At 29.1% G+C, this 15,254-nt stretch carries 11 protein-coding genes; 5 read left to right on the top strand and 6 right to left on the bottom strand.

What is annotated here, in order from left to right; all coding sequences use genetic code 11:
* Nucleotides 1–463: 463 nt before the first annotated feature.
* Nucleotides 464–1,267, bottom strand: coding sequence for a DUF973 family protein (locus tag DFR85_RS21090; RefSeq protein WP_110269970.1), 804 nt, complete (start codon nucleotides 1,265–1,267; stop codon nucleotides 464–466).
* 46 nt (nucleotides 1,268–1,313) lie between these two features.
* Nucleotides 1,314–2,285: a stage II sporulation protein M gene (locus DFR85_RS21085; protein ID WP_168367119.1), complete on the bottom strand. Its 972-nt coding sequence runs from the start codon at nucleotides 2,283–2,285 to the stop codon at nucleotides 1,314–1,316.
* A 240-nt stretch (nucleotides 2,286–2,525) separates the two neighbouring features.
* Between DFR85_RS21085 and DFR85_RS21080 the strand changes: the two genes are divergently transcribed.
* Complete coding sequence (locus tag DFR85_RS21080) at nucleotides 2,526–3,221, top strand: hypothetical protein (protein WP_168367118.1); 696 nt, start codon at nucleotides 2,526–2,528, stop codon at nucleotides 3,219–3,221.
* A gap of 655 nt (nucleotides 3,222–3,876) precedes the next feature.
* A complete protein-coding gene (locus DFR85_RS21075) occupies nucleotides 3,877–4,611 on the top strand; it encodes a glycosyltransferase (protein WP_110269967.1) in 735 nt (244 codons plus the stop codon).
* Here DFR85_RS21075 and DFR85_RS21070 read toward each other — a convergent pair.
* The 3 genes from DFR85_RS21070 to DFR85_RS21060 form a co-directional block, all read right to left on the bottom strand.
* Entirely contained in the window at nucleotides 4,594–6,057 is a 1,464-nt protein-coding gene (locus DFR85_RS21070) for a hypothetical protein (protein ID WP_168367117.1), read from the bottom strand. The genes DFR85_RS21075 and DFR85_RS21070 overlap by 18 nt on opposite strands.
* 130 nt (nucleotides 6,058–6,187) lie before the next feature.
* Nucleotides 6,188–7,441, bottom strand: a complete 1,254-nt coding sequence (locus tag DFR85_RS21065) for a hypothetical protein (RefSeq protein ID WP_168367116.1) — start codon at nucleotides 7,439–7,441, stop codon at nucleotides 6,188–6,190.
* 77 nt (nucleotides 7,442–7,518) lie between these two features.
* Nucleotides 7,519–7,722 carry a hypothetical protein gene (locus DFR85_RS21060; RefSeq protein WP_110269964.1) on the bottom strand — a complete coding sequence of 68 codons (204 nt, stop codon included), beginning with the start codon at nucleotides 7,720–7,722 and terminating at the stop codon, nucleotides 7,519–7,521.
* Between the two features lie 836 nt (nucleotides 7,723–8,558).
* Between DFR85_RS21060 and DFR85_RS21055 the strand changes: the two genes are divergently transcribed.
* From DFR85_RS21055 to DFR85_RS21045, 3 genes are all read left to right on the top strand, one after another.
* Entirely contained in the window at nucleotides 8,559–10,505 is a 1,947-nt protein-coding gene (locus tag DFR85_RS21055; protein WP_110269963.1) for a CARDB domain-containing protein, read from the top strand.
* Nucleotides 10,506–10,594: 89 nt separating this feature from the next.
* Nucleotides 10,595–12,229: a hypothetical protein gene (locus DFR85_RS21050; protein ID WP_110269962.1), complete on the top strand. Its 1,635-nt coding sequence runs from the start codon at nucleotides 10,595–10,597 to the stop codon at nucleotides 12,227–12,229.
* A 98-nt stretch (nucleotides 12,230–12,327) separates the two neighbouring features.
* Nucleotides 12,328–14,592, top strand: coding sequence for a heavy metal translocating P-type ATPase (locus DFR85_RS21045; protein WP_110269961.1), 2,265 nt, complete (start codon nucleotides 12,328–12,330; stop codon nucleotides 14,590–14,592).
* On the opposite strand, the gene DFR85_RS21040 is transcribed toward DFR85_RS21045, so the two are convergent.
* Nucleotides 14,578–14,772, bottom strand: coding sequence for a ribbon-helix-helix domain-containing protein (locus tag DFR85_RS21040; RefSeq protein WP_110271790.1), 195 nt, complete (start codon nucleotides 14,770–14,772; stop codon nucleotides 14,578–14,580). The two genes, DFR85_RS21045 and DFR85_RS21040, sit on opposite strands and share 15 nt — an antisense overlap.
* Nucleotides 14,773–15,254: the final 482 nt, after the last annotated feature.

Raw genomic sequence — 15,254 nt, 5'->3', positions numbered from 1 at the left:
AATAATGTAAAAGTCTAAGTTGTAGTTAGTTTTATAATTGATAATAAAAATAATTAAATGAAAATATGTAAAATAATACCGAATAATTTGCAAACAATAATACTATTTTTAATAATTTACGTTATACAAAAATTTACATATTTCTCATATAAATATAGCCATCAACAACTCTGCGTGATCTCATTATACTTTCGTATACTTCAGGGAATTCGGTTTTTAAGTATTCTAGAGGCATGTCAGTATAGTTTACTGGTACCTCGGCACTGTTTGTTCTTTTTTTACTCAAAAGTACTGCTTTCATATTCTTTCACAAATATATTATATCCCTACAACTTTTTAAAGTTATGGACAATTACTTTTACCAGTTAAAGTAATCTTTATGATGTATAATACCTTTGACTTTGATAGGGAATTAGTTGTTTAAATAAAGAATTTAGTAGTCAGCGTTAAATTTTTGTATATACTATATCTCATATACTAGGGAAGCTAACAACTTTTCATTATTGGCAAGTAATATTTCAACATTATAAATATTTCCCGGAGATAGCAATCCCGATAAATTGAATTTTATATATATTTTATTCTCTCCAGGTCCAACAGTTTTTGGGCTAATTTGCAATACTTGGAAATTGTAACCTATAATTTGTGCTGAAACTATTTCAGATACTCCTTTAGAATAGACTGTAAAGTTTGCATCTCCATTACTTTTTAAAATTCCATAACCTACATTCTTATCAGTAGTAACTATCTGCAATGGTTTTTCCTCTGGAGTTTGAGATACTTTCTTTATGAGTTCGTCAGAGGCAAAATATGATATGATATAACCTATAAACGAAGTTACTGTTATCATTATTAGAATTCCTGCAACTTTTTCCATATTTCCTTCAAAATTTTGTCCAATTTTATAAATATTAAGTCCTATCATTACGTTGCCTAAAACTATCAGGAAAGCTCCAAGGTAAAGTAAGATTGAAAAAATATCACTAAACAGCAACGCTATTACTCCAAAAATGAAAATGTTTATTCCAGTTATTCCTATATTGGTATTAATCTCCTTAGAGATTGTAAAAAAACCTACACGCAACTTTGAAAATCCAAGTATTAATATTACATAAGCTATTAATTCCAATACTAAGAATGCTGCGCTCGTACTTAAAGATTTTATAGTTATGGCAAGACTTTCAGTGACTAATGCAAGAACTATGGCTATGAAATAATAAAGTGAACCGATCTTTATGTTTTTTAATGCTTGAATCTCAGATTCCATAAATATAATTTATTTTTAGAAATAAAAATGAGTAACTAATTAAGATTTAATGTGTATTATCAATGGCCTTTAACTTAGTTATTAGAGATAGCGCAGTATTCCTAAATTCGTTAAAGTTTCCTTCAGTTCTTTCCTTGTAAGCTTGATCAAATAAAGAAGGTATTTCTGAAGAATATTTTTCACCCAATAACCTTGCGGCATTAAAATAATCATCGAGTGTTATAGGCATAAATCCAGTTTTTTTGCTAACTATGCCTATAAGGGTTATTATAGCGTTCCAATAATATTGTGATGCAGTAAAATAATTTCCTTGATTCTCCATAACGGAAGCGGCGTTTAAATCTTGATCTACAATATTCTGTTCTGGAACGTATTGATTTTGAATAGGTTGTCCTTGAATAAAAACAGATGTAGTTGTCTGAGGTTTAGGTGCAAGTATGTCGGCTTTTTTCTGTAAATATTCGTATACAAGATACAGCATAACGAGCAAAGGAGCACCTGCAAGCCAGAAATAATATGAATTTACACTTCTGAAATATATTTCAGCAGATTCAACACTAGCTGCCATAAGCAATTCTAAGGCTACAAAAGGTATCATCATAACGAATCTTCTCCAGTCTCTTGTTAATATTACATATAGTCCACTACCAGCTGCAACAGCATACGAAGGTAATTCTAGCCATGAATGTGGCAATGTTAATAGTATTACTGCGGCCGCAATTCCTGGAATATGATAAACTGTAGTTGTAAATGCAGATAATACCATTCCTGTACTATAAGTAGTGTAAATTAGCATTCCTATACCTATTATTGGTATAAACTCAGATAAAGCTATCATCAAATTATGACTAAATATAGTTATAACCATTGGTACGTAAGGCTCTGAATCTACTGCTCCAGCTGTACTGTTAAACTTCTGTGCTACGGCAGGCATATAGAAGGGAATTGAGGAAACTCCTAAAAATATCGCTAATTCCATTCCAAAGAATATTAATATTAACTTACTAAGAAGTCTCATATTATAACTTATTGAGTAGAAGTTTAATATTCTTTTTCATGACACTCTGTAAATTGTAGTATTTCCAAACTTAAAATGAAATTATATTGTTTAAGGAGGAAGTTCAATAAAGAAGATATGTTCTAAAATAACATAATAAAGTATCCTATATTAAAAAATAAGGTAAATATGCAGTTAAATCATAGAACTTATTCTTCATTTTCAGTTACGTCTGAATCTTATAAATTTTGAATTCGAAGTATGATAAAATATCTCTTAGGCGGAATATTGATGATAATTGTTATGTTAGGTAGTTTAGATTTCTTATATTATGTTTTTCAATCCGATATATATTCAACAGAATATGTAGAAAATAACTTAATACTTCGAGATTACGTACACTATAATCCTTCAATGCTTTACTATAATGGTAATTATTATAATTTTTACACTATAAATTCTTCTATCCCAGTATCTCTTGAAGATATAGTTTCTACGAATGGAATTCCACTAATTCAAATAAACGACTACACTAATTGTTATTGGAACGTCACAAAGATACCTAGCTATGAAGAGAAAACTTTACTTTACGCTAAAATTGGTAACACTCAAGGATATGTAATAGGAGAATCTCCGCTAAAACCACTTATCGTTAATGAGAAATTAAACGTTTGGAGTAGTGGAAACGAAGTATACGTTACTGCAAAAAATTGTGGAAATATACCTGTATATTATCAGTATATTATTATAACAGGAGTAGAGTTCTGTTGTATAATAGTATGTAATCAATCTTTCTGGTATTATAATTGGGTCTCAGACTATGTGAGTATAAATTCATGGTTCTTTCCAGGGTATAGTTATTCTACTTCGGCATCCTTTGTTAATTTAACATACGCTTATGCTGATTTATATTACAGTGATGTTGTAGGAGAAGGAGTATCTTATGGATCTACTTAGTTATTCTATTATTAAATTTATTAATATCATATTATAGATTTTTTGATTTAAAAAGGAGTTTTTGTAATCTATCTATATTAAATCTCAAAAATTTGATTTTTCTTAACAGGAATAGTAGTTTACGGAAATTTCTCTTACTTAAATATTTTCATTCTAATATGCAATAAAATAAATTTTATCTATTTTAGATGATAGTATTTTAGGCTTTACAGTAAATTATTTAACTTCTATTATGTTACATTAAATTATTTTTAACGTTGCGTAATACTGCGAAGGATTTTCGTAGAAAGTCTACAAGAATTAAATAGAGAATTTTAGTATTGAAGTAAACATACAAATCATATTTTCTAACATTAATTTGCAAACACTAACCCTATTAATTCGAATTCATGAAGATTATTATTAAAATTCCGAGTTTATATCGACAATTTCTTCATTGTTAAAGAAACGTGAGTCAAAATTCTGAAACTAACTCTTATCCTATCTGCTTAGAAGGATCATGGCGTATTATAGTTTTAAATTAATTTTTTGTCTTTAATTTTTAATCTAAAGATCTATCACAAGTAATAGTATAACTAAAAAGTTTAGAAGACGTAAAGGGTCATAGTTTGAGATTATGAATACTTAAAAACTTTTTTCAAACATTAATATCAAAATGCTTTCAATAGTTATTCCAGCATTCAATGAGGAGAAAAGGATAGAAAGAACATTAAGAGCCTTAACTTCGTACTTTAAGAACGTCGATATAGTTGTCGTGTTTGATGGAAATGATAAAACACCAGATATAGTAAAAAAATTTCCAGTAAATCTCATAGTTAGTAAGGAAAGGTTAGGAAAAGGAGGAGCTATTAAAAAAGGAATAATCGAATCAAAGGGAGAATTTGTATTGTTACTTGACGCCGATATGCCTATAACAGTAAACGAACTTAAAAAGATAGTCGAGCTTGGCAGAGATTCAGACTTGTTGATACTTAATAGAAAATTTGTTAATTCCCCAAAATTAAGGATCATACTAAGCAAGTCCTTTAGAATTATTGTAAAATTGTTCTTTCCTAGTTTAATAAAAATTAAAGACTTTCAAGCGGGAGTTAAACTTTTACGTAGGGATAAGGCACTCAAAATATTGGATGAATTGATCATAAATGACTATCTTATTGATGTAAATTTAATCTATTCTTTCGTTAGAAATGGATTCAGAATTAAGGAATTTTTTTCAAGTTATCTGAATGATAACAAGTACAGTAAAATTTCCATTAAAATTTTTAACATAATAATTCTAATGTTTCTATCTATAATTAAACTCCGCGTTTATTATTCTCCATTAAGAAAAATTCTAGATACTCGTTTCTACCTAAAGGTACAGAATATAATTTTAAGACTTCTTCGTTAATTTAAAGATTTTATTTGCTAAAAAATAGTTTTTAAATTTATAAATAGTTATAGCTATAGATAAGACAATATAAGACATTATACTAAGAAATATAGAGTATGGTATTATGCTTTGATCGGAGTATATAATGTAAAGAGTATTATCTCCTGGGTAGAGAATTAATGTATTGTTATGAGTTTCTTTACCGTTTAACTCAATTATTGTATAAGGAAAATCATATATTAATATTTTTATTGCAGAATTTGAGTTAAATATTATTTTAATACCTCCCAATATATATGATTCGTTATAACTGTATTTATTTATAGTATATATTTCTTTCCCTATAATTATAAATGTTTTAAAATCATTTTTGACGTAAATCGAGTTTATTGTAACGTTTAGTTGATTTTCTTCCTTTAAAAATAACTTTGAAAAGGTTATAGGTCCACTAACATATTTCTCTATTTTTCCATCAGGAAGTTGAACGTAAATATTTAGCGGTACTGAAGAATTAACAGTAATATTTCCTGTTAAAGGCTCAATAGGAGTGAAAACCAGAGTTGAAGGATGTATTATTGTATCCCAATTTATATAAGTTTTGTTAATATAAACTGGATTATATATATCTATTGACATATTATATAGATCCAAGTACGTTCCTAAAGGTAATACAATACCAATCTCTTTTATGTCATTCCAGTTAAAATGAGTATCCAGGTCAATATTATATTCAGTATCATTTATTATCTCCTTAGTTATTTCGAGACTGTTGTTATTGTTATAGAATTCAATGCTTACATTAAATTCGTTTTGAGGATTGAATTGTGCATCTTTTCCTATATATCCTATACCTTTTTGAGTATCAGAAAAGACGAAATTATCTTTGCCTAAATTTACTAGAATAGAGTTGTAATTGTAAAACACTAGGCTAGTTTTATTGTTTATATTATATCCTAATAAAATGGACGGCGCTAGATTATCTTGTGAAAATCGACCTATAAGATTTATAGTAAAATTATTTAATAATTTAGATATATTCCATATTAAGAATTGATAGGAAAGATTCGATTTAATAAGGATATAGTTACTTTTTATATTAAATGACATATTATCGGACTTATAATTATAATAGAAATCAGAATAGTTTATATTAAATATAGTATAAGGCGTTTCTGTCCAATTTCCTTTAACAATCTTATTTGAAATAGAATATATTTTTTCAATATAGAACGGATATCCTTTGTATATCGTATTATTAGAATATGTAAAATTCTTATTAATAATAAATCTAATGCTGCTAATATTTACATTAGTATTATTAAAGGGTATAGGAGAAATTTTTGGATAGCTCGTATTCCAGAATACGAGTTCAGGGGAAGATATATTAGTTATGTTCGAAATTTTTTTAGTATAATCATTTATTTCAGAAATGGAGATAGTATGTAATGTAGTAATGTTATACATTGCAGAAAGCAAAAAAGGAATACGAGGACTCCACTAGCTATGCTTCTTATTTGCTCTATTTTTATGGACTCAACTGAAAGTATAGCTGTTATAATCAAAATTGGATAGAAAAGTTGATTATATGGTAAGGCTAAATAAATATAAAATAGGCTAAACATTCCAGAAAAAATAAATTTCCTGTCCCCCTTGCATAAGCCGCGATAAAAATTGTAAGGGCTACGAGCAAATATATGAAATTTATCCTTATAATAGGTAAAGACGGTGGTCCTGATATTACTATAGGAATTATCCAAAACAAATTACTTCCCAGTATAGCTATAGATACTTTCCAAGAGTTCTTTATAAGAAATGGGCTAATTATTATGAATGTTAATGGAAATAGATAGAAAGACGATGCTACTGATGAAAGTAACATTGCTGTAGGATATTTAAAATAATTTGAAATATTTAGAGTAATGATATATAATATTAGAGGTAATAATGCATATCCGAGCATGATCTGTGGATCGTAATATGGGGACATTATTTCATAAATTAAGGAAAAAATTGTGCTATATTTAGCCTTTATTCTATTAAAAAACAAAAATGCAAAAATTCCTGATATATATGAAAATATAGCGTAATATATTTTTATTCCATATATATTGAATTTGCTTATTAGGAAATGTGAAATAGGATACAATCCTATTATTTGGTTTATCTGAGGATAATATAATCCTGGAACTCCTAAAGATAATGCGTTCATTCTAAAAATGAAAGATTCGTAGTTCCACCAATAGTAATTATGAGGTATCCCCAGAATAAATAATAAAATTGAAAAAGGAAGATAGATCAGAAGTATTTTTAATTTAGAATATTTGAGTTTATTAAAACTATGATTTTCAATAATTATTGATATTATACCAAAAATTAAATAAAAATAGGCTATATTAGAGAAATATTGTAAAAGTCCGTTTCTATTCAGTAAGGCAGAGACTATGAGAAATATTATACCGTCTACTATAATACCTCTAGAATCTAGTTTTAGCACATAAAATATAGATATTAATATAATAATTGAAAAAAGCTCTAATCCTATATTTTCATGTAAAAGCGAAATACCTAGAGAAAACGGAACAAAAAGCGATGGAATATATTTAGGGAAGTAGTATGTAAAAAGAGAAAGGAATATGGATAATATTACTATATAAGGATCTTCCTTTAAACTAAAAATCATGGCGAAAGGTATTATGAACGTGAATTTGTATATTTTCAATATAGCAAAAAATGATAAGTCTATTAGAACTATACTGAGAAAATATATAAAATCTATATTAAAATAAGAGGATAAGATAATAGGTATTATTCCAAGTAAGATCAGTAAATATACTGAATCCTTTTCCATCTTGTTAGATGTAAATTTTATGAATAAAATATTTTTCCGCGACGTTAAAGTTTACGTAAAAGTATAATAGTACTAGGTCACTTTTTTCCTTTTTTTCTAGTTTTTTCCTTAGCTTTGTCACTTAAGAATAATGTGGAGATAATGGATATAGAAAAAATTAATAGTCCTATTTTCATATATTTTATTGAAATCTCTAAATATCCTAGATTATAAAGATTTAATATAAAAACAGCTATCGATATCACTATAAAGAGAGAAAGTATTATATTATTATAATTCATTAATAACTAATCAATAATTATGGTATAAAATCTTTGCAAAAGAAACAAACACTCATAGTTTCGAATAGAGCTAAAATCTATTTATGATAAACATTTTTTGCGTGAACTGCCATGCCCTAACTAACGTGGCTTCCTGCTTCAAAGCCGAGGCTTGCCAGAGAGCGGAGCCCCACAGTGAGTGTCGTTCCGACCCCGAGCAGTGAGCCTATAGTGTCCCCTTATGTGACTGTTGAATAGAGTAGAGGCGTACCACATGGACCCTCGCTTTAACCAAGGCGGTGACGCTTACTCCGTCAGTGATTGTAATTAAGAGAATATTCGAAAAAGACGTATATAAGCTTTACAAAGGGGTTTATCCATCTCCATGGAGTCTTCCGTCCCCTTCAACCCCTGATCATGATAAAATATATATCTTAATATGACACTAACAATGTTCAACTTAATCTATTTAGGAACATAATATAAAAAATTAGATTTATATTGAAAATTATCCAATTTCATTTAGAGCAATAAAGTGATTGAATCATATTTTATATATTTATATAATTAACAAATTTAAAAGATATAGCTATTTTTGTTAATCATTTTTTATCTGAAGGTTTGAAATAGTTATTAATAGTATAAAATTATTCTTATCTATAACATTTTGGATTAGACACTTATGAGTAAGAGATAACTCTAGTTTCTTTCTCATTATCGACGTTACTTTTTTCCAGTATTAATTTAATTTCTCTAATCTATTGCAAAATAGAGCTGAAATGGTCTTAATGTTTGCAAATGCTGTATGAGGTAATACGTTCGATAAAGTTTATATATGTACTATCCACTTAACCTATATGAAGTATATATTATTGCTACTACTTGTTATTTTAACTCCGTTTATTTACATATCTCAAGCTAATACGCCACTTCCAACGTATACAGTGACATTTGTAGAACATGGTTTGCCAACTAACTCAGAATGGTCCGTAACTGTAACTAATACCAGTAATGATAAAACTTTTACACAGAATTCTTCCAGTAACGAGATAGTATTTACGCTAACAAAAGGGTTCTATAGCTTTAAAGTTTCTTCTAATACTTCGTATGTACCGTCTCCATCATCTGGATATCTTGAAGTATATAATTCGTCCATTACTGAAAATATTACCTTTTCCAAACCTGTGGCAGAATTAAATGTTACGCAGTTTAAAATGGAAAACTCGAATACTGGAGCTACAGTATCTTACCTAACAAAGGGTACTCCATATTATTTGCTTTTCTACATTAAAAATTATGGAAATATTTACGCACCAGTTTTCGCTAGTATTCAGATAATCTCATCATCAAACGTTATAGTAAGTCAATTGACATCATTTTCAAACATTTCTCCAGGGTTAACACAACAAATAGGTATTCAATGGATTCCCAACACTAATGGAATATATTACGTCAATTTAACTCTCTATAAAAATCTTGAAACTAAGGAAGTCTATATTCCCTCAGTTATTGAAAAGATATTCGTAGGAAATGTATATCCTGTAGTATTTAAGGAAAATGGACTTCCTATTGGGACACAATGGAAAGTAAATATTAACGGTTCTGTATACACATCTAATGAACAAAATTTAACAGTATATCTCCCTGACGGCACTTATACATATGAAGTAACGAATATTACTGGTTATCAAATATCGGAGTATGAGGGAACGTTTACAGTCAATAATGCAGGTTTAACTATCAATCTAGTATTTAAACCATTAGTAATTATTCCCGAAATATCTGAATTTAAGATAGTTAATTCTTCGGGAGTTCCTGCAATTACATTCTTCGTAAATGGTCAATACAATATATCGTTTGTATTAACCAATAATGGAAATGAAACAGGATATATTTATACCATAGTAGAAATACTTAATTCTTCTCATCAAATTGTAACTACTAAATACGAAGATGTATTACTAGCTCCGGGTCAATCTCGGACGATAGAATTACCTTTTGTCCCAAGAGTTTCAGGGAATTATAGTATAATGGTAACCTCCTATAATTCTACTGCCTATATCTCTAAGTATGTGTATAATTTCAGTGTATTAAAGGGCTTAGAAATAATATTTAAAGAAATCGGATTACCAGAAGGGCAAATATGGAACGTTACATTAAATGGCGTTACCAAGTATTCTAATACAGATGAAATAATATTTTATGAACCACCAGGTTCATATTCGTATGTAATAGGTCCAGTAAATGGTTTCACGCAGTCAATTTCTAGTGGATCTATGTTTATAATCAGTAATAAAACTATAACTATACAATTCACAGAGATATTAAAACCGGTAATTACGCTTAATATTCTAAATTCTTCCTTGCAACCGACTGAAGTTCTCTATCAAGGTAAACCGTATATGGTTAGTATAAATGTAAGTAATGAAGGTAATCTAGAAGCGTCTTTTATAGTAGAAGTTTATGTTTCATATAATAATGCTATAGTAGTTGAAAAGAACTTTACGTTGACATTAATGCCTAAAGAAACTAAAACTCTATCCATCAATTTCACTCCTACCGAATCAGGGAAATATTTAATTAATTCAACAATATATAGCACTACTCATCAATTATATGTTACAAAAGCAGTTTCTTTACCAAGTCAAGTATTACACACAGTAACGCCTACAACTTCAACTGTTCCTCCTACGACAACTGTTTCTACTACAAAACCGAGTTCATCTTCAACGCTATACATAATAATAGCTATAGTTATTGTAATTATTATAATAGCTGCAATATTCCTGATTAGAAGAAAATAATTTTTCAAAAAGTTATTATTTTTTATTGATCATAATTCATCGCAGGAATGAAAGCTATGCTTTTAATCAGCACCTTAAAATCTAAATGTATGAGGAATAAGGAACTAATTTATGCCATTATTGTAATTTCCATTTACCTAATAATATTTAGAAATTTACTTTTAGTCAATATTCATGTTATTACTGAAGTTCCTTCTTACTTTTCTATTGGATCTCTAGGAGTTACGTTTCTAGGTCCTGGTAATTATTTATATTTTCTTATATATGTTTTAGGTGGAGGAAACGGAGAAAAATTCCTCTACATTTTTCCATTCATTTTAGGATCATTAGGATTTCACTTTTTAGCAAAACAATTTTCAAATAACTTTATTGTAAAGTATATTGCACCGTTTTTCTTTATGCTTAATCCTGGATCTTCTTCAATACTTATAACTAATCCTGAGATTATATTTGATTATTCTTTGCTTCCTTTTATATTTTATTTTTCATATAAAATTTATAAAAAGTTTAATTTAATAGATTTTCTATATTTAACTGGGTTACTAATTATAGGCCAAGCCATATATTTTGAAATGTTCTTCATAGCATTTATATTTCAGTTTCCTTTAATTCTATTCGCCATATCAAGTAAAATAAAAGAATTTCCAAAATTTTTAGCTTATATAATAGCTGCAGATTCTATGGCTTTTATCTCAGAAATAGGAGTCGAAATAGGCAGCTATATTACTGCTAGCAGCATAGGGGCAGCACAATATAAGTTTGGATATTATTTATACGGAAATGCCTTGTTTTTCTTAATATTATCACTTATTTTGGCCTCTTGGAGTGCAGTAATGAAGAGAAATAGGATATCCATTTCTATAGTAGCAACTGCGTCATTATTATTATTCATTACGACTTTCTTCTCGAACATACCGGTGAATGTACCTTTAATAGGAGATCTACTCTTAACTCTAACGACCTATGAACAGAAAATAATATTATTTACAATAGGATTATTATTACTTAGCTTCATATTCATTAATAAAAAAGATTATATGGGAACCTTTCTATTATTATTAGTTGTAATAGCAGGGACTCTAGCTCCTAGTTATTTCCCGTTGCTTAACAATACTTATGATCTGTTGAATTTAAAAAGTAGTGCGTATTATGATGTTTATCCTCAATGGTCTTTTACTATTGATAAATACATATTAGATCATCAAGGTATTTACACAGAAGGCGTAGGTAATCCATGTAATTCAACCTTACAAGGTCTTCCTTATCTAATAAATATTTCAAATAAGTATGAGCCTCACTATTATGTTAAGTATGTTGTAAGTCAATATCACTTAACGAACGAAAATCTTTCCTTAATGTTCCATGATCATTTATACATATATAAAAACGATAATTATAAGGGATTAACAGTTTCTCCAAATACTAAACCGCTAAATTTTACTTTCAAAAATTATGAAATAACAGTATACGGAAATTACTCTAAAGCAATAATATTTATTCCTTACTCTCAATTTTGGACTAATGCTAAAAATTATCAAGGGTTTCTAGAGATTAATATGAAGAATGGAATAGGTCATGCATACCTGAATTTGATTATACCAGAAATGCTTTTCTATATTAGTCTTATACCAGTAATTATTGAGGTTGTGTTATTGATATATAAAAAATTAAGTAATATTCTTATTAAAGTGTTTAGATATTCTTTAAATAGAAATAATCACTAACAAATATATTAAAATATATATAAATACAGTTTTTTCATATATATTCAGAAACATATGTTAAAAATAAAGCATAAATCATTTAACAGTGTAACTATATAATTATGGAGAATAAAAAGAAAGACTTTCGTATAGAAGAGGATCTGAAAGTTGTCGGAATGCATTGTGCTACTTGTGTAACAACTGTATCCAAATCTATATCGTCAGTAAAAGGTGTTTCGAATGTAAATGTAAACTTAGCTACGGGACAAGTTAAGGTTGAGGTAGAAAATGCTAAATTAAAAGACATAGTTGAGGCGGTAAGAAAAGCTGGATATGATGTTTTAACTCAAAAAATTACTCTGAAAGTATCAATTAATCCAGAAGAAGTTGATATTTTGAGGAGTAAGTTAGAATCCTTTAACGGAGTAATAAAGGCCATAGTGAACGTTAATGGTTTAGTCTATTTAGAAATTAATCCAGTAACAACTAATGCTGAGAAAATAAGGGACAATTTGGAAAAAGAAGGGTATAAAGTAAGTGAAATAAAAGGGGAAAGAGAAATACCTGAAATAGTTGCGGCTAAAAAGGAATTTAATAGCTATTTACGTAGTTTGATTATAGCCATTATATTTTCTTCAATAACGATTGTTTTTCAATATACAGACATAGTCTTTCTTTCATTAATATTTTCAATTCCCGTGCAGTTCTATTCTGGTCTGAAATTTCATTCTGGAGCAATAAGGGCACTAAAAAATAAAACTTCAAATATGGATACACTCGTTTCACTAGCTTCGAATGTTGCATGGTTCTATAGTTTATATTCCGTATTTACTCATGGACAAGTATTCTTTGATGCCGCATCATTACTAATTACATTTGTTCTAATAGGTAAAACTATAGAAGCCTATCTAAAGGCCAGGTCAGCTAATTCCATAGTTGGTTTACTCTCAATAAAGGCGAATGTTCTGAAAAATGGAAAAGAAGAGAAAGTGAACTCTTCTGAATTAAAAGTGGGAGATATAGTGGTAGTTAGGTCAGGAGAAATAATACCTGCAGATGGAGTAGTGGATGAAGGAGAAGGAGAAGTGAATGAATCAATTTTCACTGGAGAAATAACTCCTTCTAAAAAATCTAAGGGATCCCCAGTAATTGGTGGTACAATTTTACTAAATGGGAAATTGAATATCTATGTTACAAGATCTGGCGACAATACTTACATATCTCAAGTTATACAATCATTGAGAGAATCACAAAACGTTAAATTTCCAATTCAGAAAATTGTAGATAAAGTATCATCAATATTTGTACCAGTGATAATAGGAATATCATTATTAACTTTCCTAATATGGAGGTATGTAATAGGTTTTCCTCTTTATATGTCAATACTTTTTTCAGTAGCAGTATTAGCAGCAGCTTGTCCTTGTCCTTTAGGATTAGCAACTCCAATGGCAGTTTTAACTACTGTAAATAAATTAGCAAAAAAAGGGATTATAGTCAGAAATGGTGATAGCTTAGAGAAAATTGAAAAAGCTAAAATAATAATCTTCGATAAGACCGGTACATTAACTGAAGGAAAATTTACAGTTACAAAGTACCAAGGTTCTGAAGAGACCATAAGGTTAGCCTCTTCCTTAGAAAGCTATAGTTCACATCCCATAGCCAAAGCCATATCTTCATTATACCGGGATAAACATAAAGTAGAAGGTTTTAACGATTTTCCAGGGGAAGGAGTTTATGGGAGAGTTGACGGAAAGGAGATAATAGTAGGTAAGAGGGAGTTTGTGCTTAAGAACTGTGAAGGAAATGCTGATGGGGATATATTAATCTGTGTAAACGGCAAAGTAGAAGGATCTATCTGGGTGGAAGATAAAATAAGGGACGATGCAAAAGAAGTTATAAGTAAATTGAAAGATATGGAAAAGGAAATTTATATTGCAACTGGAGATCCAAGCAGTTCGGCAGAAGAGGCTGGAAAAGAATTAGGCGTCAAGGTATACAAAGGTTTGTCTCCTGAAGATAAAGTTGATATCGTTAAGGAATTAAGAAAAAGAGGAGTTACAGTATTTATAGGGGACGGAGTAAATGATGCGGAGGCTATAAAAGAAGCAGACATAGGTATAGCAATATCTTCAGGGACTGAAATAGCTAAATATGCAGGCGATATAATAATACCTTCCATTAATTCATTATTAACTGTATTTAGATATGGAAAAAGGGCAGTAAGTAAGATAAAACAGAACCTTATATGGGCATTTGCATACAACTCAGTCCTAGTTTCTATAGCAGCAGGTGTCCTTTACCCAATTTATCTTCCTCCAGAATATGCAGCTTTAGCCATGAGCATGGACAGTGTATCAGTAGTTTTGTGGTCAATGATTAGATAAATAATTAAGATATTCCTTTATTGCATCCTTAATAAGTTCACTCTTGTTTTTGTATCCTAGTTTTTTACAAGCAATTTCTATTTCTTTTATCATGTCCTCTTCAAGTTTGAAGGAAATAGTCCTTATTCCATCAAGATTAATTTCGTATGTATTATCCTTGAGTTTTTTTACCTCGTACATAGCAAATATAATGTATAAAAGCATTAATAAATTTTATATAGACAAGTCTATGAGATTTTTTAACTTAAGTTTTTAGACTAAAAGAGTTACAGAACGTTCATTGAAATTTAAGACTAAAAAAGCTAAGTAGAGCGTCCTCTAATTTGTTTATATTAACGAATTTCATTTCTAAAGCCTTAACAATGAATACTATTAATAAGTGAACTCCTACGGCGATTTTCACGAACAACACTCCTAAACAAGAAGACAAGCCTTACAAGAGTAAAACTTTTATAAAGAGAACAAGAAAATAACACAAGCCGAAAGTGGGCATGGGGATAAAACCCCATGTGGTAGGCTGGCTATACGTCCCCCGCGATCTAACATGTGGGACAATATCCCGAGTAGGAGTGTGCAAAAATTTAAGGGGACGTTCTCATAGTTAGCTCGCACTATCTCCTAACAAAATTAACAATACAACGCGTATTATAGAAAAATTCAAG

It is taken from the genome of Acidianus brierleyi (assembly GCF_003201835.2).
GTDB lineage: Archaea > Thermoproteota > Thermoprotei_A > Sulfolobales > Sulfolobaceae > Aramenus > Aramenus brierleyi.
The sequence above is the reverse complement of the archived record's forward strand: the minus strand, read 5'-3'. Positions and strand labels throughout refer to the sequence as shown.